The sequence below is a fragment of the Phenylobacterium sp. CCH9-H3 genome, from assembly GCF_001557235.1.
Taxonomy (GTDB): domain Bacteria; phylum Pseudomonadota; class Alphaproteobacteria; order Caulobacterales; family Caulobacteraceae; genus Phenylobacterium.
The window spans coordinates 1-17,895 of sequence record NZ_LSJI01000266.1 but is presented as its reverse complement, the minus strand read 5'-3'; the positions used below and the strand labels follow the sequence as shown (position 1 = coordinate 17,895).

The window sequence follows — 17,895 nt, the reverse complement described above, 5'->3', positions numbered from 1 at the left end:
TTTCGCCAGCGTCGCCCGGACCCGCAACCCCGCATGTCGGATGAGACCCGCCTGATCCACGCCGGCAAGACCGGCGGCGCGCTGGCCAAGACCGTCGGGCCGCCGATCCAGAAGGGTTCGACCGTCCTCTTGCCCAATGCGGAGGCGCTGTACGACGACGCCAACCACCTGACCTATGGCCGCGGTGGCCTGGCGGCCCAGGCCTGCCTGCAGGAGGCCTTGGCCGTCCTGGAAGGCGCGGTGGGCGTTTCGCTCTATCCGTCGGGCATCGCGGCGATCTCGGGCGCGCTCATGGCGCTGCTGAAGGCCGGCGACGAGATCCTGGTCGTCGACAACGTCTACAAGCCGGTCCGCCGGTTCTGCGACCACGTGCTGAAGCGGTTCGGCGTGACGGTAAGCTACTTCGATCCGCACACGCCGCCGCAAACCCTCGTCGCCACGGCTTCCGATGCGGTGCGGCTGATCCTTTTGGAAAGTCCCGGGTCGCTCTCATTCGAGATGCAGGACGTCCCCCGCATCGCAGAACTGGCGCGCGAGCGGGGCATCCTGACCGCCATCGACAACACTTGGGCGGCGGGCCTCCTGTTCAAGCCGCTCGCCCACGGCGTCGACCTGTCGATCCAGGCGCTGACGAAATACGTGGGAGGTCATTCGGACGTGTTCATGGGGTCCGTGGCCGCCCGCGACCCCGCCCTGGTGCGCAAGCTGGCCGATGGGGTCCATCACATGGGCTGGGCCGTCTCCGGCGAGGAGGCCTACGCCATCCTCCGCGGCCTTCGCACCCTGCCCACCCGCATGGCCCGCCACGGCGAGAGCGGCCTTGCGGTCGCCCGCTGGCTGGGCGACCAGCCCGAGGTCCGCCAAGTCCTGCACCCAGCTCTGCCGAACTTTCCCGACCATGGGCTGTGGGCCCGCGACTTCACGGGCGCCTGCGGCCTGTTCGGCTTCGTCTTGCGCCCTGCGCCCGAGGCGGCGGTCAACGCCTTCCTCGACGCGCTCAAGCTGTTCGGACTGGGCTTCTCCTGGGGCGGGTTCGAGAGTCTGGCCATATCCTGCGACCCGCAGCTGCACGTCCGGCGGTTCGCAACGGACTATGGCGGCCCCCTGATGCGCCTGCACGTCGGCCTTGAGGCGCCCGAAGACCTGATCGCCGACCTACGCCGCGGCCTGGACGCCTACGGCAAACTCGCCGACTGAGCGGAACCTGCCGGGCCCTCCCGCGCTTGCTGGCCAAGCAAGGAAGGAGAGCGTCATGTCCGGCGTCCAGCAAGGCTTCGAGGACCGCGCCGAGCGCGTGGCCGACGACGAGCGGAAGATCCAGAAGGAGGTCGAGGCGAAGGAGAAGCGGTCCTTCGACGACGGCGACGAAGCCCCGCCCCAGACGGGCGCCCGCGCCTATCCCGTCCCACCGCTCCCTCAGAAGCACCTCGAGAAGCCGGGCGTAGAGGCCAACCTCACCCTGAAGCCGATGTGGGAGGCCCCGTTCTACAAGGGCTCCGAAAAGCTCAAGGACAAGGTCGCGCTGATCACCGGCGGCGACTCCGGCATCGGCCGGGCTGTGGCCGTCCTGTTCGCCCGGGAAGGCTGCGACGTGGCGATCGCCTATCTCGAGGAGACCGAGGACGCCGAGGCCACGAAGGCGGCCGTGGAGAAGGAGGGCCGCAAGGCGATCCTCATCCCCGGAGATGTAGCCGATCCCAAGTACGCGGAGGCCGCCGTCGCACGGACGATCGAAGCCCTGGGCGGTCTCGACATCCTGGTGAACAACGCCGCCTTCCAGGAGCATGCCCAGTCCATCGAGGACCTGACGTACGAGCACTTCGACCGCACGCTGAAAACCAACCTCTACGGCTATTTCAACATGGCCAAGGCCGCCACGCCCCACCTGAAACCCGGCTCGGCGATCATCAACACCGGCTCGGTCACCGGGCTCGAGGGCTCGAAGGACCTGCTCGACTATTCGATGACCAAGGGCGGGATTCACGCCTTCACACGATCGCTCGCCGGTTCGCTGATCAAGAAGGGCGTGCGGGTCAACGCCGTGGCTCCCGGCCCCGTCTGGACGCCGCTCAACCCTGCGGACAAGGCGGGGAAGGAGCTTCAGCAGTTCGGCGCCAAGACGCCTATGGGCCGCCCGGCCCAACCGGAGGAGATCGCGCCGGCCTTCGTGTTCCTGGCGTCGCCGCAGACCTCCAGCTACATCACCGGCGAGATTCTGCCGATCGTCGGCGGGTACTAAGGCGCGCTGGGGAACGCTTGGACGACTGGCTGGCGGATTTCATCGCCGAGGAACGCCTGCCGGAAACGTTCCAGCTGACGTTCGACGAGGTTTGTCGCCCGTTGGCCGATCGCTGCGTCGACTGGCGCGCGGACTTCGGTCGCACGGCGGTCGTCGGCCTCTGCGGCGCGCAGGGGTCGGGCAAGTCGACCGTGGCGGCCGCGACCGAGCGCTACCTCAATCGCAACGGCCTGAAGGCGGTCACGATTTCCCTGGACGACTTCTACCTCGGACGGGAGGCGCGCGCCTGGCTCGCGGCCAAGGTCCACCGCCTGCTCCAGGTCCGCGGGCCGCCCGGCACTCACGACGTGGCCCTGGCCTGCGCCGTGCTCGACCACCTCCGGGGCGAGGGGACGACGCCCCTGCCCGGCTTCGACAAGGCCACGGACGAGCGCCAACCCAAGAGTCGCTGGCGCACGGTCGAGGGTCCCGCCGACGTGGTGATCCTCGAGGGCTGGTGTGTCGGCGCCCGGCCGGAGCCCGCGGAACGGCTGACGCAGCCCGCCAACGGCCTGGAGCGGCGCGACGATCCCACCCGCGCCTGGCGCGGCTATGTGAACCGCCAGCTCGCCGAGCACTATCAAGCGCTCTTCGGCCGGCTGGACCGGCTGGTCCTGCTGCGGGCGCCCAGCTTCGACGTGGTCCGCGGCTGGCGCGTGGAACAGGAGGCCAAGCTGCGCGCCCGCACCGGCGGGGGCATGTCCGACGGCGAGGTCGGCCGGTTCGTGCAGTACTATGAGCGGCTCACCCGCTGGATCCTGGCGGAGATGCCCGAGCGGGCCGACTGGGTGGTGCCGCTCAATCCCGACCGGACGCCGGTCCCTTTGACGACCTGATCATCGCCTCGCGCTCGGCGGCCGTCATGGGCCGCCACCGCCCCTCCGGCAGGTCGCCCAGCTCCAGCGGGCCGATCCGGATGCGCTTCAGGTCCATCACCCGCAGACCGACCAGCTCGCACATGCGCCGGATCTGCCGGTTGCGGCCCTCGGTGAGCACGAACCTCAGCACCTGGCCCTGGATCACGCTCACCTTGGCGGGGCGCAGCCTGCGGCCATCCAGCTCCAGGCCGTGGCGCAGGCGGCCCAGCGTCGGCTCGTCGATGCGCCCGGCGACGCGGACGACATACTCCTTGTCCAGCTCCGATTGCGGCCCGATGACCGCCTTGGCCAGCACGCCGTCGTTGGACAGGATCAGCAGGCCGTGGCTGTCCAGGTCCAGCCGTCCCAGGGGCGGCAGGCTCATCTTCGCGTCCGGGATCGTGGCGCTTTCGCCGACCAGCGTCTGCCGGGTCAGCAGGCGCGCCGCGGGCGTATAGCCGGGCTCCGGCTGGCCCGAGACGTAGCCGGTGGGCTTGTTCAGGACGGCCGTAAAGCCCTCGAGCCGCCCCTCGGCCTTGTCGGTCAGGGTGAGCGTCTGGCCCGGCTGGATCTTGCGGCCAGCGTCGTCGACCCGCTCCCCATCGATATAGACCAGCCCTTCGCCGATCAGCGCCTCGGCCTCGCGCCGCGAACACACGCCGCTCTGCGCCAGCCACTTGTTCACGCGCTGCGGCTCGGCTTCGTCGTAGGTCTTCGTCCAGGCCATGGCGGCTGCTTACACGGCTGGGACGGCCGCGAACATGGTGGAGAAATGCTGTGACCCGCAGGGGGCGATACGTCCGTCTAAGTGACATTCCATGACGCGGCGATCGAGCGCCTGAGTTGACCGCGGCCAACCTTGCGGCCTGGCGCGCCCGGCAGGACTCGAACCTGCAACCGTCCGCTTAGAAGGCGGATGCTCTATCCGGTTGAGCTACGGGCGCTCAGGCGAGACCTCAGTGGGTCCAGGGGATCCGTCTGCCGAAGGCGAAGTTGTCGGCGTAGGCCTTGATGATGCGCTTGGCCGGTGCGGGATCGATGAGCTGGAAGGCGATCCCGTGCGCCTCGGCGTAGCGCACGGCCTCTTCCTTGGTCTCGAAGGTCAGCCGCACCTGGCTCGACTCGGTATCGGTCGTCACGGTCCAGCCCATCAGCGGATCGGGCCTGCGCGCCGCCTTGGGCTCGAATTCCAGAACCCAGCCGGCCGCCTTGGCGCGGCCCGACTGCATGGCGGTCTTGGACGGACGGTAGATGCGCGCGAGCATGCTGTTTCTCAGGCCTCAAATTCCGCCGGCGTGGTCGGGGCGGAGAGATTCGAACTCCCGACCCTCTGCTCCCAAAGCAGATGCGCTACCAGGCTGCGCTACGCCCCGAGGACGCCGGAACGCCTGCCCTACAAGGGTTTACCCGGTCCGGTAAAGGGGCTGATGGGCGCACGTGGACCGGCATTCGGCGCGTACGCCATGCTGTTCGTCGAGCCGCGGGCGACCAACGCGGCGCCGCGGGCCACAACCGACGCCTCAAACAGAGAGGCATACATGACGTCTCCAAGGCCCATCCGCGGCGCGGTGCTCGCCGCATGTCTGCTCGCCCTCGCCGCTCCCGCCCGGGGCGCCGAACCAGCCGTCGTGGAGGCGGGCGACAGCCAGAAGACCTGCGCCATCCTGGCCGATGAGATCAACACGCTGTCCGCCAGCGAAGCCAAGGCCGCCCGCCGCGCGGAGTCGGGCCGCAAGTTCCTGGGCTTCGCGGGAGCCGCGCTCCAGGCGGCGGCGCCCTTGCTGAGCAGCGGCAAGCTTGGTGGGGGCCAGGGCGGCTACGCGGCCCAGCAGGCCCTAGGGGCGATCCAGCAGCAGGCCATGCAGCAACAGCAGCAGCAGATGCAGCAGCAATTGGCCCAGGCCTACGGCGCCATGCCCGGCATGTCCGCGACGCCGGGCACAGACGCCGCGCCCGCGACCCCGGGGAGCCAGCGTCTGGCCCATCTGAAGGGCCTGTTCGCTGACAAGGACTGTTAGCCCGGGCGGCTCATCAGCTTGAAGACGCCCGACGCCCGGACGATGTCCACGCCGCGGGCGTGCAGGCGGCCGTCGGCGAAGGCCACGTCCCGGGTCGCCCGGCTCATCCGCGCCTCGCCGACGATCCAGTCGCCTTCGCGGGCCATGTGGAGGAAGTCGATGGAGAGGTGGATCGTCACGCCTACCTTCTGCGTGCCGCGTCCCACCGCCGCCGCCAGCAGCCCGTCGGTGAAGGCCGACAGCATGCCGCCGTGCACGATGCCGATGCCGTTGGTGTGCCGTGGCAGGGCGTAGAACGCCTGTTCCACGAGGTCGCCGGCGCCGATCCGGTGGAAGTAGGGCCCGTTGTGGGTGGAGAACGGGCCGCGGCCCTTGGTCAGGACGAAGCCGGCCGGCGGCTCGGGGATCTCGTCAGCCACGCGGCAGCGCCCGATGCAGCACCCGGTCGCCGGGCAGCAGGCCGATCTGGGCCGCACGGCCGGCCGCGAGCTCCAGCACGAACTTCGCCGGCCCCGCCGACGGCGCCCCCCGCTCGTCCAGTGGCTGGACGTTACGGCTGATCGAGACCACCCGGCCGTTCTCGCCGATGTAGATGATGTCGAGCGGGATGAGCGTGTTCCGCATCCAGAACATCTGCGGCCCGGCCTTGGCGAACAGGAACAGCATGCCGCGGTCGGCGGCCAGGCTGCGCCGGCACATCAGGCCATACTCGCGCTCCCTGTCGCTGTCCGCCACCTCGACCATGAAGGCATGCACGCCCTTGTCGGTGCGCACCTGGAGGGCCTCCAGCGGCTTGATCTCGGGCTGGCCCTTGCAGGTCTTTGGATCCTGGCGCGGAATCTGCGCCATCGCCGGCGCGGCGCACAGCGCCAAGGCCAGGGCGACGCCCAGCCGCCGGCCGATCAACTCATGCAGCACGAAGTCAGCTCCGAAGCGTGTCGTCTCTCTTACGAGAGGTTAGACGCCTCGATCTCGGCCACGACAAGCCCCTTGGGCCCCTCGGCGAACCTGACCATGACGCTTTCGCCGGGCTGGAGATCCTCCATTCCCGACCGCCGAAGCGTCTCGATGTGGACGAAGATGTCGCCCGGCTGGCTGTCGCGCACGACGAAGCCGTAGCCCTTGGCCCGGTTGAACCACTTCACCTTGGCCTCTTCCAGCGGGCCCGTGGCCTGGACCGGCCGGCGCGGCGGTCGACTCAGCCCCTCGGGGCGGCTGCGCATGGCGTCCGGCCGCGGCGGGGCCGGCGTGGCGGAGCTTTCGTCCACCAGGACCACCTCGGCCACCTGCCAGCCCTTGGGCCGGCGGACGACATCGCAGGTGATCAGAGAGCCTTCGAGGCAGCTTTCACGGCCCGAGGTCCTGAGGCTCGTGACGTGGAGCAGCACATCCTTGAGGTCGGTGAGACTCGGATCGTCGGGGACGATGAAGCCGTAGCCCTTGCCCACGTCGAACCACTTCACGCGCCCGCAAATCCGCACCGGCGGCGGCGCATCCACTTGCTCGAATTCGTAACCAGCCATTCGCCCCTCGGCCCGCTACCCTCCCGACAATTGGGTCGGAGCCGACTATAACACTGTTCTTGTAACATATGGGACGTCAATGGTGATTCGCGTTCGGCGAATCCCGCGCCGCGCGAGGTCGAACACCTTATGAGGGGAGGTCGCGTGGCAGTCCCTAGGGGAGTCGAACCCCTCTCTCCAGGTTGAAAACCTGGCGTCCTAACCGATAGACGAAGGGACCGCGTGCGCGAGAGGCGGCTCTATAGCGGCCTTCTTTTTGGGGCGCAAGCGGCCGAAACGGACTTATGTTCGGCGCGGGTCGGCGACGTCCTCGATCTCGAGTTCCACCCCTTCCCGCCCCTGCCAGTCGTCGGGTTTCAGGCGGCCCGCCACATGGACCGCGCCGCCTTCCTGCAGCAGGCGGCGGCCGGCCTCGGTGTCCTCGACCCGCCACGCCACGGCCTTGAGTCGCCCCCCGCTGCCGTCGGTCAGGGTGCAGCGCACGTGTCCGCCGCGCAGGGCCATCGGCCGTTCGATTCGCACGTCCGCCGCAGCGAACGTCGGCTCGGGATTGCCCGGTCCGAACGGCGCGAGCCGCTGGAAGTCGCTCCACAGGCTCCGGTCCGCGCCCCGCGTCGTCACCAGGGCGTCGATCTCCAGCCCGTCCGCGGCCGCGGCGATCTCGGCCTCGGCCGCCATCCGCTCGCAAAGGAAGGCCCGCAGTTCGGGGATCGTGTCGGGTCGCACCGACAGGCCCGCCGCCATGGCGTGGCCGCCGCCGGCCAGCAACAGCCCTTCCTCGTAGGCGGCCTGTACCGCCCGCCCCAGGTTGACACCCGGCTGCGAACGGCCGGAGCCCTTCCCCACGTCGGCGGCCCGGTCGATCCCGATGACGATCACCGGCTTTCGGTAACGCTCGCGCAGCCGCCCGGCCACGATGCCGATGACGCCCGGATGCCAGCCGTCGTCGGCGACGATCAAGCAGGGCGCGTCGGCCTGGTTGCTCTCGCGCTCGATGTGGCGGACCGCCGCCTCCTGGACCTCGGCCTCCACCTGCTTGCGCGAGGCGTTCAGTGCATCCAGCTCCGCGGCCAGAGCCCGCGCCTCCGCCGGATCGTCGGTGGAAAGCAGCCGTGCGCCCAGGTCGGACCGGCCGATGCGCCCGCCGGCGTTGATCCGAGGCCCGAGCAGGAAGCCGACATGGAACACGGACGCCGGTCCCTGGGCCTTGGCGACCTCCATCAGGGCCTTCAGTCCGGGATTGCCCCAGGCCGACATCACCTTCAGCCCCTGGGCGACCAAGGCGCGGTTGAACCCGGTGAGCTGGGTCACGTCGCAAACAGCGCCCATCGCCGCCAGGTCCAGCCAGGCCTTCAGATCGGGACCCGCGCCCGCGCACAGGCCGCGCTTGCGCGCCTCGCGGGACAGCGCCGCCAGAAGCACGAAGCTCACTCCAGCGGCCGCCAGATGCCCCTGCCCCGAACGGCAGTCGGGCCGGTTCGGGTTCACCAGCGCCGCGACCGCCGGAACCTCGCCCGGTCGCATCAGATGGTGGTCCACCACCACGACCGGCAGCTCGATCTCGACCGCGCAGGCCAGGGCGTCGTGCGCCGCCGCACCGCAGTCGACGGTGACGACCAGTTCGGCGCCCTCGGCCTTCAGGCGGCGGAAGGCGGCGGGGGACGGGCCATAGCCCTCGTTGATCCGATCCGGCACGTAGATGGACAGCTCCAGGCCCATCGCGCGGAACCAGCGCACGATCAGCGAGGCCGAGGACGCGCCGTCCACGTCGTAGTCGGCGAACACCACGATCCGGCGACGCGCCTCCAGGGCGTCCACCAGGATCTCCGCGGCCCGGTCCATATCAGCGAAGGACGAAGGATCGGGGAACAGCGCCTTCAGCGTGGGGTTCAGGAAGTCGGAGCACGCTTCGACCGTCACGCCGCGCGACGCCAGCGCCCGGGCCAGCGGTTCGGACACCCCATGGTCGAGCTGGTGGCGCCGCACGATGTCGGCCTCGGCCGCCCGCTGGCGCCACAGCCGGCCGCTCAGCGAACGCGTGACGCCCAGGAACCCTACATGCGCGCTCCCGTCCGCCATCCGTCGGTCCGCTCCTTCGCCTGGGGCCACTATCGGCCGGGCGCCTACGAGTCGCTAGGACCTATCTCCCTGCGCGCCGCTTGCGACAGATCCGGTCGCAGACCTAGACCGGCCGCTTCATCCGCACGTCGCGCACGGTTCGGGTCGCCGAGTTCATGACCAGGGTGTGGGTGTGCACGAAGCCGCCCGAATAGGTGACCCCGTCCAGCAGAGCGCCCTTGGTCACGCCCGTGGCCGCGAAGATCGCGTCGGCCCGCACCATCTCGTGCAGGTCGTACTTCTTGTCGAGGTCGGTGATCCCGACCCGGGCCGCCCGCGCCCGCTCGTCGGCGTTACGGAACACCAGCCGGCCCTGGAACTGGCCGCCGACGCACTTCAGCGCTGCGCAGGCCAGGACACCCTCGGGCGCCCCGCCCGAGCCGACGTAGAGGTCGATGCCCGTCTCCGGGTCCGTGGTGTTGATCACGCCTGCCACGTCGCCGTCGGTGATGAGATGGACGCGCGCGCCCACCGAACGGGCCGACGCGATGATGTCGGCGTGCCGCGGCCGGTCAAGGATGCAGACCGTGATCTCGCTGGGGTCGACGCCCTTGGCCTTGGCCAGCGCCTTGATGTTGTCGGCCGGGCTCTTGTCCAGGTCGATCACCCCGGCCGGATAGCCGGGACCGCAGGCGATCTTGTCCATGTAGGTGTCGGGCGCGTTCAGCATGGTGCCCTTGGGCGCCCAGGCCATCACCGCGCAGGCGTTGGCCATCGCCTTCGCCGTGAGGGTCGTGCCTTCCAGCGGGTCGAGGGCGATGTCGATCTTGGCCCCTTTGCCCTTGCCCACCTTCTCCCCGATGTAGAGCATCGGCGCCTCATCGCGCTCGCCCTCGCCAATGACGATCTCGCCGTCGATGTCGAGGTCGTTCAGCGCCGTGCGCATGGCGTCCACGGCGGCCTGGTCGGCGGCCTTCTCGTCGCCGCGGCCCACCAGTTTCCAGGCGGCGATGGCGGCGATCTCGGTCACCCGGACCGCGTCCAGCACCAGTCCGCGATCCAGAACTTCAGAACTCATCTCGTTTCCAACCCCAGCGTGCGCATCTCTATCGGAGGCGCGTTTGACCCTAGATGCGGGCGATCCGCAACAGATGAGGACGATCCAACACCGCGGGCAGGCCCGCAATCCGTTCGACTGCCGCCGTCAGGACAGATTCCGCCACCGCGTGGGTCGTCAGCACGATCGGCACGCCCTCGGCGCCCTCGGTCGGCTTCTGCAGGAAGCTCTCGATGGACACCCCGGCCTCGGCGAGGGTCTCGGAAACCGCGGCGATCACCCCCGGCTCATCCTTCACCAGGAAGCGGAGATAGGCGCGCCCCATCATCCGCGACGGGTCGATTGGATCGAAGGGCTTCAGGGAGTTCGCCGGCGCCTGGAAGACGGGCCGGACCGCGCCGGTCATCACGTCGGCGATGTCGGCGGCGACGGCCGAGGCCGTCGGCCCCGCCCCGGCTCCGGGCCCCTGGACGAAGATCCTTCCCGTCCGTACGCCCTCGATGAAGAGCGCGTTCAACGCCCCGCCGGCCTGGGCCAGGGGATGGTTGAGCGGCGCCAGCGAGGGGTGCACCCGCACCAGGACGCCATCGGCCGAACGCTCGGCTGAGGCGACCAGCTTGATGCGATAGCCCAGGTCCTTGGCCATCCGGATGTCCAGCAGGTCCACCTGCTCGATGCCCTCGATCTCGGCTGCGGCGAAGTTCGGCGCGCAGCCGAAGGCCAGGGCCGCGAGGATCGAGATCTTATGGGCCGCGTCAAAGCCGCCGACGTCCATGGTGGGATCGGCCTCGGCATAGCCCAGCCGCTGGGCCTCGGCGAGCACCTCGGCGAACGAGCGGCCCGTCGCCTCCATCTCGGTCAGGATGTAGTTGCAGGTGCCGTTCAGGATGCCGGCCACCGAGCGGATCTCGTCGCCAACCAGCGCCTCGCGGACGATCTTCACCGCCGGCACGCCGCCCATGACCGCGGCCTCGAACAGCAGCGGCGCGCCCTTGGCCTCGGCCAGCGCGGCCAGTTCGGCGCCGTGCTCGGCGATCAGGGCCTTGTTGGCCGTCACGACCGGCTTGCCCGCCGACAGCGCCGCCTCGACCGCCGCCTTGGCCGGCCCATCGGAGCCGCCGACCAGTTCGACGAACAGGTCCACGTCCGGCGAGTTCGCCAGCGCCACGGGATCGTCAAACCAGGGCAGGTTCGAGATGTCGAACGGCCGCGGGCGCGAGCGCGAGCGCGCCGACACGCCGGTGACGACCGCCCTGCCCCCCGCCGGCGCGAAGTCCGGATGTTCCGAGAGGAAGGTCAGCAGGCCGGCGCCCACGGTGCCGAGGCCGGCGACGCCGATGCGCCAGGTTTTTCGATCGCTTCCCATGTCGGTCACTGTGCGGCCAACGCGTTGTGCGCGCGGCCCAGGATCTCCTCGGAGTTGGCCAGGAACTTCTTCACGCTGCGCGCCGCCTGGCGGATGCGATGCTCGTTCTCCACCAGGCCGATCCGGACATAGCCCTCGCCGTATTCGCCGAACGCGATGCCGGGCGCCACGGCGACCCCGGCCTCCTCGATCAGCAGCTTGGAGAACAGCATCGATCCGGCTTCCTCGTACTGCGGCGGCAGCTTGGCCCAGGCGAACATCGAGGCGGGCGGCGCCGGGATATCCCATCCGGCCCGCTTCATCGATGACACCAGGGTGTCGCGGCGGCCCTTGTAGATCGCCCGGATCTCGTCGATGCAGTCCGTAGGCCCGTTCAGCGCCGCCGCGGCGGCCACCTGGATCGGCGTATAGGCGCCATAGTCGAGATAGGACTTCACCCGCGCCAGGGCCGCGCACATCCGCTCGTTGCCGACCACCATCCCGACCCGCCAGCCGGCCATGGCGAAGGTCTTGCTGAGCGAATTGACCTCGACGGCGATGTCCTTGGCGCCCTCGACCTGCAGCAGCGACGGCGGCGGGTTGTCGTCGAAGTAGATCTCGGAATAGGCGATGTCGGACAGCACCAGCAGATCGTGCTTGCGCGCCAGGGCCACGACCTCCTTGTAGAAGTCGAGGTCCACCCACTGGGCGGTAGGGTTCGACGGATAGCTGACGATCAGCACGCTGGGCGGCGGCGCCGAGTGCTTCACGGCGCGGCTGATGCCCGAGAGGTATTCCTCCGGGCTGCCCGCCGGCACGTGGCGGATCACCCCGCCCGCCATGATGAAACCATAGGCGTGGATCGGATAAGCCGGGTTCGGGCAGATGATCACGTCGCCGGGCGCGGTCAGGGCCTGCGCCAGGTTGGCGAACCCCTCCTTCGAGCCCAGGGTCGAGATCACCTCGCGGTCCGGGTCCAGCTTCACGCCGAAGCGGCGGGCGTAGTAGCCGGCCATGGCCTTGCGCAGGCCCTGGATGCCCTTGGACGCGGAATAGCGGCCCGCCTTCGGGTCGCGCGCCGTCTCGATCAGCTTTTCGACGATGTGCTTGGGCGTCGGCATGTCGGGATTGCCCATGCCGAAGTCGATGATGTCCGTACCTTGGCCCCGCAGGCGGGCCTTGATGCGATTCACCTCCTCGAAGACGTAGGGCGGGAGGCGGCGGATGCGGTGGAATTCGGGTGTCATAGGTAGAGCTCTCTCGCCGCGGTTCGCCCATGCGGCCGATCTGCGAGCTGACGTCAGGCTTCGATAGACTCCAGGCGGGAGTCCGCCAAGCCGGCTTGGGGGATTTTTATGCCTCTCGCGGCCCCGAAAGCCCCATCGGGGCTCAGCGCCGCGGAGGCGGGGTAGCTCGCTCGCGCAGTTCCCTTGCGAAAGCCTCGGCGTCGCCGGGCTTCGGGGGCTCGATCTGAGGCCCCGCATCGCGACGCGCCTTCTCGGCGAAGGCGTCGGTGCCCTGCAGGGTCCAAGTCCCGGGGGCCGTGGCCTGGGTCAGGGCCTCACCCTCGGCCAGGACGGCATAGGCGTCGCGGCCATACTGGGCCAACGGGCGAATGTCGGTGGGCGCCGTGGGAATGCTGGCGAAGGTGGGGAACTTGCCGGGTTGGCGGGTCAGGCGGGTGACGTCCGCGGCCACGGGCGAGGCGGGATCCACCTTGGCGTCCCTGAACGGGTTGCCGATGCAGCCGCCGAGCAGCAGGGAACCCGCCGCGACGGCGAGCGCTGTGCCAACCCAGGGCCTCATCGGAAAAAACGGGCGCGACGCGTTCATTTGCGCCAAGGTCTTATGCGATGATTGCGAGCGGCGGAAGAGCGCGACTTCAGATCGCGCCATTCGGGAGAACGACAGGATGAGCGAGCAGACCTCGACCCCGGCCAAGGGGCCGAAGAAGGCCGGCTCCAAGAAGACCGGCAAGAAGGCGGCCAAAGCGCCCTCGGCGGAAGCCAAGACCTTCAAGCCTGAGCCCGCGCCCCAGCCGCCGCCGTCGCAGCCGCAGCCGGGCCTGCCCGGCTTCGATCCCACGGCCTTCACCGCCGAGCAGCGCGCCCACATCGAACAGCTCTCGATGAACCTGGCCCGCGCGGCGATCACCGCCCAGGGCGCGATCGCCGAGATGGCCCTGCGCCAGGCCGACCGGCCGGCCGCCCTTTCGCCCGATCCCTTCCACGTGGCTCCCGCCCTCACCCAGGTCATGAGCCGGCTGGCTGCTCAGCCCGACCGGATGATGCGGGCCCAGGCCGACCTCTTTTCCCGTTACCTCGACCTCTGGCAGTCCACCGCCCGCCGCGCGGGCGGCGAGACCGCCGATCCCGTCGTGGCCCCGGCCAAGGGCGACAAGCGATTCGCCGATCCCGACTGGTCGGACAATCCGGTCTTCGACGTGATCAAGCAGTCCTACCTGCTCACCGCCAACTTCCTGAACGGCCTGGTGGCCGACGTGGACGGCGTCGATCCACTGGAGAAGCGGCGGGTCGAGTTCTTCATGAAGATGCTGACCGACGCTTTCTCGCCGTCGAACTTCCTGGCCTCCAATCCGACGGCGCTGAAAGAGGTCATGGCCACCGGCGGCGCCAGCCTGGTCAAGGGCATGGAGAACTTCCAGTCCGACCTGCAGCGCGGCGGCGGGCAGCTCTCCATCGCCCAGACCGACTACGACATGTTCAAGATCGGCGAGAATGTCGCCACCGCGCCGGGCAAGGTGATCTTCCGCAACGAGATCATCGAGCTGCTGCAGTTCTCGCCCTCGACCGACGAGGTGTTCGAGATCCCACTGGTGATCTTCCCGCCCTGGATCAACAAGTTCTACATCCTGGACCTGCGGCCCGAGAACTCGATGATCCGCTGGCTGACCGCCCAGGGGATCACCGTCTTCGTGGCCTCGTGGGTAAACCCGGACGCCGCGCTCGCGACCAAGACCTTCGAAGACTACATGCGCCAGGGGATCTACGAGGGCGTCGCCGCGGCCCGCAAGCAGGCGAGCGTCGACCACGTGAACACCGTGGGCTACTGCATTGGCGGCACCCTCTTGTCCGCTACGCTGGGCCACATGGCCGCCAAGGACGACACCTCCATCGGCTCGGCCACCTTCTTCGCCGCCCAGCAGGACTTCTCCGAGGCCGGCGACCTGCTGCTCTTCACCAACGAGGACTGGCTGAAGGACCTTGAGGCCAAGATGGACGAAGGGGGTGGCGTGCTCTCCGGCCAGACCATGGCCGACACCTTCAACGCCCTGCGCGGCAACGACCTGATCTGGTCGTTCTTCGTGAACAACTACCTCCTGGGCAAGGAGCCGAAGCCCTTCGACCTGCTGTTCTGGAACTCGGACCAGACGCGGATGCCGAAGACCCTGCACACCTTCTACCTGCGCCGCTTCTACGGCGACAACGCGATGGCCAAGGGCGAGCTCACCCTGGACGGTGTCCAGATCGACCTCGGCAAGGTGAAGGTCCCTGTCTACGTCCAGTCGTCCAAGGAAGACCACATCGCCCCTGCCCGCTCGGTCTACAGGGGCGCGCGGCTGTTCGGCGGCCCGACCACCTTCACCATGGCCGGGTCCGGCCATATCGCCGGCGTGATCAATGCGCCCGCGGCGGGCAAGTACCAACATTGGACCAACGACAAGCTGCCCGCCACCCTCGAGGAGTGGCAGGCCGGCGCGGTCGAGGCTCCGGGCTCCTGGTGGCCGCACTGGCTGGCCTGGCTGTCGGCCAGGTCTGGCGGAAAGGTCCCGGCCCGCGACCCGGCTAAGGGTCCGCTGAAGCCGTTGGGCGACGCGCCGGGCGACTATGTGAAGGTGAAAAGCTAGAGCGCCTGGTCGGCCAGCAGCGTCGCTTTCGGGTCGGCGATCGCCGCCGCGCGCTCGGCCTCGGATTTCGGCGTGGAGACCGTCGGTTTGGCGACCGCCAGGGCGCGCGCGTAGGCCTCGGTCAGAGCCTGATCGACGGGAACCTCCACGTCCGGCTTCACGCCGACGCCTTCCCAGTTTCCGCCGGTGGTCGGGTGGACCACCTTGCCGGTCGGGATGAAGACGCGGAAGCCATAGTCCAGCCGGAACGGCCGGTTCGAGGGGTTGGCCGCCCCCGACGTCGTCTCGCCCACCACCAGCGCCCGCTTCGCCGCTTGCAGATCGTAGGCGAAGGCTTCTGCGGCCGACGCAGTTCGGGGAGAGGTCAGGACGAAGACCGGCTTGTCGGGATAGAGCGGGCCGTCCTTCGGGGTCGCCGCCCGGCGCTGCATCACGTCGGTCCCACCCGACGCCGTGCGCCAGAAGATCTTCGCCATCGGGATCGGCGTCCTGGAGAGGTGGCCCAGTAGCGCCTCATCGCTGGCGCCGCCGCCGCCGCGGTTGGCGCGCAGGTCGATGATCAGGGCGTCGGTGTCCTTGAGCAGCTCGATCATCGTGTTCGACAGCCGGCCGCCCGCCTCGCCCTGCTCGAAGTAGCTGGTCTTGAGCAGCCCGATATTGCCCGGCAGCCGCCGCACCGACATCAGGCCATAGGCGAGGCGCCGATCGACCAGCGCCTGCTCTTCATCGCTGAGCCGCGCCCCGCGGCTGGCGTCGTTGGTCTCCAGCGACACCTTCAGGTGACGGTCCCGCGAGACGGCGTAGAGGTCGCGACTGACCGCCTCCGCAAACGCGGCGCGGGTGTCGAGTTTCACGTACTCGGCCTTGTGCGCCTTCAGGCTGGCCCGGATCTCGGCGGCCACCTTCGGGTCCATGTAGCCGTCCATGTGCATCACCAGCTGATCGACGACTTCCCCGGCCGCCTTGGGAGTCAGGTCCCCGGCAAGCGCCCCTGCGGGCGCGGCGGCGATCAGGGCGGCGAACAACAGGCTGCGGAACATCGGACACTCCGGGGTGGCGGAAACGGCTCGGTGCCACGGTCAAGGCTGCCGGCCGAGTTAAGTCTCTTTCATCATCCGTAACGCCGCTCGCCGGGTTACTAAGGTTTAATGCAAGCTACCTTGCACCGCACAGTACCTGGCGGTACTCAATGGCTCAGCAAGGAGGGCGATCACGTGCCCGAAGCCATTGAGATCCAGCTGAAGAAGGGGGCGCTCGAACTCTGCGTTCTGGCCCTGCTCCATCGGCACGACAGCTACGCCTACGAGATCGCCAGCCAGCTCGCCGACGCCATCGGCATGGGTGAAGGCACGATCTATCCCCTGATGCGCCGGCTGCAGTCGGACGGGCTGGTCGAGACCTATCTCGTCGAGAGCTCCGCCGGCCCGCCGCGCAAGTACTACCGGCTGAGCGAGGCCGGAAAGAAGAGCTTCAACTCGCAAGCCGCGGCCTGGAAGTCGTTTTCCGGCGCGGTCGACACCATCCTTGGAGGGGCGCAATGACACGCCAGGCTTTCATGGCCCGGCTGCGGGAGGGGCTTCGCGGCCTGCCTCCGCAAACCGTGACCGATATCGTCGCCGACTACGAGGCGCACTTCGCCGACGGCGAGGCCGCCGGCCGGACCGAGGCCGAGGTGGCCGCCGCGCTGGGCGATCCCGACCGCCTGGCCCGGGAGATCCGCGCCGAGAGCAGCCTCAACCGCTGGCGCGAGGAGCGCAGCCCTTCGTCGGCCGCCGCCGCGGTGTTCGCGGTGCTGGGCCTGGGCGCCATCGACATCCTGGTCCTGCTGCCGATCCTGATGGGCGTGGCCGGCGCCATCGTCGGCCTCGCCGTCGCGGTCATCGTCTGCTTCTTCGCCGGCGCCGTCGTCTTCGCCGCAGGCCCCTTCACCGATCCGCCCGGCGGCCCGGTCACGGCGATCCTGGCCGGCATCGGCATCATGGCCGGATCCGCCTCGGGCGGAGCCCTGCTGACCATCGTCTCGATCGGCCTGATGAACGCCCTCGTCTGGTACGGCCGCCTCCACTACCGGCTGCTCAAGCCGGCTCTCGAACCGCAAGCCTGAGGAGCGAAGACATGATCCGCGTACTCTTCATGATCGCCGCCGCCGGCTTCGTGCTCTCGGTGGGGACTCTCTCCGCGGCGATCGCCATCGGCGGCCCGGAAGCCGTGACCCGCGGCGGCTGGCAGATGTTCTCGGGCGGCTGGGGCGAGTGGGACAATCACACCCACGGACGCTGGCGCTCGGACGACAACGGGCACGGCGACTGGGGTCCCGACGCCGGCCCGCAGGCCACACGCACCCTGGCCTGGACCGGCGGCGACAGCCTCGACCTGGGCCTCGCCGCCGACGTCCGCTACGTCCAGGCCGACGGCCCGGGTACGGTGACCGTCACCGGTCCGCAGCGGGCGGTGGACCGCGTCGTCGTGCGCGGCGACGGCATCCGCTACGAGCACGGTCGTGGCCATTGGCGCCCGAAGCTCAGCATCGTGGTCCGCGCGCCCGGGATCAATCGCTTCGACGTCGCCGGCTACAACGCCCTGACCATCGAAGGCTATCGTCAGAAGACCCTGCGCCTCGACGTCGCCGGCATGGGCCGGGTGACCGCCTCCGGCGAGGTCGAGGACCTGGAGCTCGATATCTCCGGCAAGGGCGAGGTCGACCTGGGCGCGCTCAAGACCCGCGGCGCCGACGTGGACATCTCGGGCGCGGCGGAGGCGACCATCGCGCCGACGGAATGGGCGCGGCTCGACATCTCCGGCGCAGGCGACGTGCGTCTGCTCACCAGCCCCCGCAGCCTTGAGACCGACATCAGCGGCGCGGGCAAGGTCCGCCAGGGCGGCCCCGCCCC

Annotated in this window: 19 protein-coding genes and 3 tRNA genes; 8 read left to right on the top strand and 14 right to left on the bottom strand. The window is 69.4% G+C overall.

Annotation, left to right across the window (positions count from 1 at the left end; genetic code table 11):
• Window positions 1-33 precede the first annotated feature (33 nt).
• The 3 genes from metC to AX721_RS23165 are packed head-to-tail and all read left to right on the top strand — an operon-like array spanning window position 34 to window position 3,114.
• Entirely contained in the window at window positions 34-1,197 is a 1,164-nt protein-coding gene (metC, locus tag AX721_RS23175) for a cystathionine beta-lyase (RefSeq protein WP_068878332.1), read from the top strand.
• Between the two features lie 55 nt (window positions 1,198-1,252).
• On the top strand, window positions 1,253-2,239 hold the full coding sequence (locus AX721_RS23170; RefSeq protein ID WP_068878331.1) for an SDR family oxidoreductase: 987 nt from the start codon (window positions 1,253-1,255) through the stop codon (window positions 2,237-2,239).
• 17 nt (window positions 2,240-2,256) lie between these two features.
• Window positions 2,257-3,114 carry a kinase gene (locus AX721_RS23165; RefSeq protein WP_068878330.1) on the top strand — a complete coding sequence of 286 codons (858 nt, stop codon included), beginning with the start codon at window positions 2,257-2,259 and terminating at the stop codon, window positions 3,112-3,114.
• Here AX721_RS23165 and AX721_RS23160 read toward each other — a convergent pair.
• The 4 genes from AX721_RS23160 to AX721_RS23145 form a co-directional block, all read right to left on the bottom strand.
• Window positions 3,077-3,862 (bottom strand): pseudouridine synthase, encoded by a 786-nt coding sequence (locus tag AX721_RS23160; protein WP_068878329.1) that lies wholly within the window; start codon window positions 3,860-3,862, stop codon window positions 3,077-3,079. The genes AX721_RS23165 and AX721_RS23160 overlap by 38 nt on opposite strands.
• Before the next feature lie 140 nt (window positions 3,863-4,002).
• Window positions 4,003-4,079: transfer RNA gene (locus AX721_RS23155), tRNA-Arg, on the bottom strand.
• A gap of 12 nt (window positions 4,080-4,091) precedes the next feature.
• A complete protein-coding gene (locus tag AX721_RS23150) occupies window positions 4,092-4,400 on the bottom strand; it encodes an ETC complex I subunit (RefSeq protein ID WP_068878328.1) in 309 nt (102 codons plus the stop codon).
• A 31-nt stretch (window positions 4,401-4,431) separates the two neighbouring features.
• Window positions 4,432-4,508 (bottom strand) — tRNA-Pro (locus AX721_RS23145).
• Window positions 4,509-4,673: 165 nt separating this feature from the next.
• On the opposite strand from AX721_RS23145, the gene AX721_RS23140 reads away from it, so the two are divergent.
• Entirely contained in the window at window positions 4,674-5,153 is a 480-nt protein-coding gene (locus AX721_RS23140) for a hypothetical protein (protein WP_156467348.1), read from the top strand.
• On the opposite strand, the gene AX721_RS23135 is transcribed toward AX721_RS23140, so the two are convergent.
• From AX721_RS23135 to AX721_RS23095, 9 genes are all read right to left on the bottom strand, one after another.
• Complete coding sequence (locus AX721_RS23135; RefSeq protein WP_068878326.1) at window positions 5,150-5,572, bottom strand: PaaI family thioesterase; 423 nt, start codon at window positions 5,570-5,572, stop codon at window positions 5,150-5,152. The genes AX721_RS23140 and AX721_RS23135 overlap by 4 nt on opposite strands.
• Complete coding sequence (locus AX721_RS23130) at window positions 5,565-6,071, bottom strand: DUF192 domain-containing protein (RefSeq protein WP_068878325.1); 507 nt, start codon at window positions 6,069-6,071, stop codon at window positions 5,565-5,567. Before AX721_RS23130 ends, AX721_RS23135 begins: the two co-directional genes overlap by 8 nt.
• A 29-nt stretch (window positions 6,072-6,100) precedes the next feature.
• Window positions 6,101-6,676, bottom strand: coding sequence for a cold-shock protein (locus AX721_RS23125; RefSeq protein WP_068878324.1), 576 nt, complete (start codon window positions 6,674-6,676; stop codon window positions 6,101-6,103).
• Between the two features lie 145 nt (window positions 6,677-6,821).
• Window positions 6,822-6,896: transfer RNA gene (locus tag AX721_RS23120), tRNA-Glu, on the bottom strand.
• 62 nt (window positions 6,897-6,958) lie between these two features.
• Complete coding sequence (recJ, locus tag AX721_RS23115; RefSeq protein WP_068878323.1) at window positions 6,959-8,755, bottom strand: single-stranded-DNA-specific exonuclease RecJ; 1,797 nt, start codon at window positions 8,753-8,755, stop codon at window positions 6,959-6,961.
• 103 nt (window positions 8,756-8,858) lie between these two features.
• Entirely contained in the window at window positions 8,859-9,812 is a 954-nt protein-coding gene (gene glpX / locus AX721_RS23110) for a class II fructose-bisphosphatase (RefSeq protein WP_068878322.1), read from the bottom strand.
• Window positions 9,813-9,861: 49 nt separating this feature from the next.
• Window positions 9,862-11,157: a homoserine dehydrogenase gene (locus tag AX721_RS23105; RefSeq protein WP_068878384.1), complete on the bottom strand. Its 1,296-nt coding sequence runs from the start codon at window positions 11,155-11,157 to the stop codon at window positions 9,862-9,864.
• 5 nt (window positions 11,158-11,162) lie between these two features.
• A complete protein-coding gene (locus AX721_RS23100) occupies window positions 11,163-12,383 on the bottom strand; it encodes an LL-diaminopimelate aminotransferase (RefSeq protein WP_068878321.1) in 1,221 nt (406 codons plus the stop codon).
• 142 nt (window positions 12,384-12,525) lie between these two features.
• Window positions 12,526-12,942, bottom strand: coding sequence for a hypothetical protein (locus AX721_RS23095; RefSeq protein WP_068879075.1), 417 nt, complete (start codon window positions 12,940-12,942; stop codon window positions 12,526-12,528).
• 106 nt (window positions 12,943-13,048) lie between these two features.
• Between AX721_RS23095 and phaC the strand changes: the two genes are divergently transcribed.
• On the top strand, window positions 13,049-15,004 hold the full coding sequence (gene phaC / locus AX721_RS23090; protein WP_197422690.1) for a class I poly(R)-hydroxyalkanoic acid synthase: 1,956 nt from the start codon (window positions 13,049-13,051) through the stop codon (window positions 15,002-15,004).
• On the opposite strand, the gene AX721_RS23085 is transcribed toward phaC, so the two are convergent.
• Window positions 15,001-16,044: a S41 family peptidase gene (locus AX721_RS23085; protein ID WP_068878319.1), complete on the bottom strand. Its 1,044-nt coding sequence runs from the start codon at window positions 16,042-16,044 to the stop codon at window positions 15,001-15,003. The genes phaC and AX721_RS23085 overlap by 4 nt on opposite strands.
• A gap of 174 nt (window positions 16,045-16,218) precedes the next feature.
• On the opposite strand from AX721_RS23085, the gene AX721_RS23080 reads away from it, so the two are divergent.
• The 3 genes from AX721_RS23080 to AX721_RS23070 all read left to right on the top strand — a co-directional run.
• Window positions 16,219-16,545, top strand: a complete 327-nt coding sequence (locus AX721_RS23080; RefSeq protein WP_068878318.1) for a PadR family transcriptional regulator — start codon at window positions 16,219-16,221, stop codon at window positions 16,543-16,545.
• Window positions 16,542-17,108: a DUF1700 domain-containing protein gene (locus AX721_RS23075; RefSeq protein WP_068878317.1), complete on the top strand. Its 567-nt coding sequence runs from the start codon at window positions 16,542-16,544 to the stop codon at window positions 17,106-17,108. Before AX721_RS23080 ends, AX721_RS23075 begins: the two co-directional genes overlap by 4 nt.
• 11 nt (window positions 17,109-17,119) lie before the next feature.
• Window positions 17,120-17,895 (top strand): GIN domain-containing protein (locus tag AX721_RS23070; RefSeq protein WP_068878316.1); only part of this gene is annotated, 776 nt, incomplete at its 3' end.

What these genes read in the sequence shown, in the direction of transcription:
- recJ (WP_068878323.1), bottom strand. Translation starts at nt 8,755, where the DNA reads ATGGCGGACGGGAGCGCGCATGTAGGGTTCCTGGGCGTCACGCGTTCG.
- AX721_RS23150 (WP_068878328.1), bottom strand. Translation starts at nt 4,400, where the DNA reads ATGCTCGCGCGCATCTACCGTCCGTCCAAGACCGCCATGCAGTCGGGC.
- AX721_RS23160 (WP_068878329.1), bottom strand. Translation starts at nt 3,862, where the DNA reads ATGGCCTGGACGAAGACCTACGACGAAGCCGAGCCGCAGCGCGTGAAC.
- AX721_RS23125 (WP_068878324.1), bottom strand. Translation starts at nt 6,676, where the DNA reads ATGGCTGGTTACGAATTCGAGCAAGTGGATGCGCCGCCGCCGGTGCGG.
- AX721_RS23105 (WP_068878384.1), bottom strand. Translation starts at nt 11,157, where the DNA reads ATGGGAAGCGATCGAAAAACCTGGCGCATCGGCGTCGCCGGCCTCGGC.
- metC (WP_068878332.1), top strand. Translation starts at nt 34, where the DNA reads ATGTCGGATGAGACCCGCCTGATCCACGCCGGCAAGACCGGCGGCGCG.
- AX721_RS23170 (WP_068878331.1), top strand. Translation starts at nt 1,253, where the DNA reads ATGTCCGGCGTCCAGCAAGGCTTCGAGGACCGCGCCGAGCGCGTGGCC.
- phaC (WP_197422690.1), top strand. Translation starts at nt 13,049, where the DNA reads ATGAGCGAGCAGACCTCGACCCCGGCCAAGGGGCCGAAGAAGGCCGGC.
- AX721_RS23095 (WP_068879075.1), bottom strand. Translation starts at nt 12,942, where the DNA reads ATGAGGCCCTGGGTTGGCACAGCGCTCGCCGTCGCGGCGGGTTCCCTG.
- AX721_RS23085 (WP_068878319.1), bottom strand. Translation starts at nt 16,044, where the DNA reads ATGTTCCGCAGCCTGTTGTTCGCCGCCCTGATCGCCGCCGCGCCCGCA.
- AX721_RS23075 (WP_068878317.1), top strand. Translation starts at nt 16,542, where the DNA reads ATGACACGCCAGGCTTTCATGGCCCGGCTGCGGGAGGGGCTTCGCGGC.
- glpX (WP_068878322.1), bottom strand. Translation starts at nt 9,812, where the DNA reads ATGAGTTCTGAAGTTCTGGATCGCGGACTGGTGCTGGACGCGGTCCGG.
- AX721_RS23100 (WP_068878321.1), bottom strand. Translation starts at nt 12,383, where the DNA reads ATGACACCCGAATTCCACCGCATCCGCCGCCTCCCGCCCTACGTCTTC.
- AX721_RS23140 (WP_156467348.1), top strand. Translation starts at nt 4,674, where the DNA reads ATGACGTCTCCAAGGCCCATCCGCGGCGCGGTGCTCGCCGCATGTCTG.